General features: G+C 60.0%; 1 protein-coding gene. It reads left to right on the top strand.

All coding sequences use genetic code 11. The annotated features are described in order from the left end of the window. On the top strand, positions 1-527 hold a 527-nt coding region (locus AB4Z20_RS28050; RefSeq protein WP_442091238.1), incomplete at both ends, for an immunoglobulin-like domain-containing protein.

Genomic DNA, 527 nt, shown 5'->3' on the forward strand with positions numbered 1-527 from the left:
ATTGATGACGCCAAGGGCGGCAACTACGAAAAACTGGACATCGACGGCAAGCCTGCCGACACCATCGTCACAGACACCCAGGACACCACTGGCCTGACGCTCTCGGCAACTGACACTGTCGCCGAAGGCGGCTCCATCGTTTACACCGCCACTCTGACCAACGCCGCCGGCTCGCCAGTAACTGTCACCCTGAGCAACGGCGCGGTGATCAACATCGCCGCAGGCGCCACCACTGGCACCGTGACTGTCGACGCGCCAAAAGACGACGTCTACAAAGACGCTGGCAAAGTTGAAGTCAGCATCGATAAGGCCACTGGCGGTAACTTCGAGAACCTGGTTCCGAGCACTACCCCAGCGGTGACTGACGTCACTGACACTATCGACACCAGCACCGTTTCGCTCACCGCGACTTCAACTGTGGCCGAAGGTGGGACTGTCGTTTACACCGCGTCGGTCAACGCACCAGTCACTGATGCCCCGCTCGTCGTGACGTTGAGCAACGGCCAGACCATCACCATTCCAGTCGG

This window comes from Pseudomonas sp. KB_12 (assembly GCF_052114545.1).
Taxonomy (GTDB): Bacteria; Pseudomonadota; Gammaproteobacteria; order Pseudomonadales; family Pseudomonadaceae; genus Aquipseudomonas; species Aquipseudomonas brassicacearum.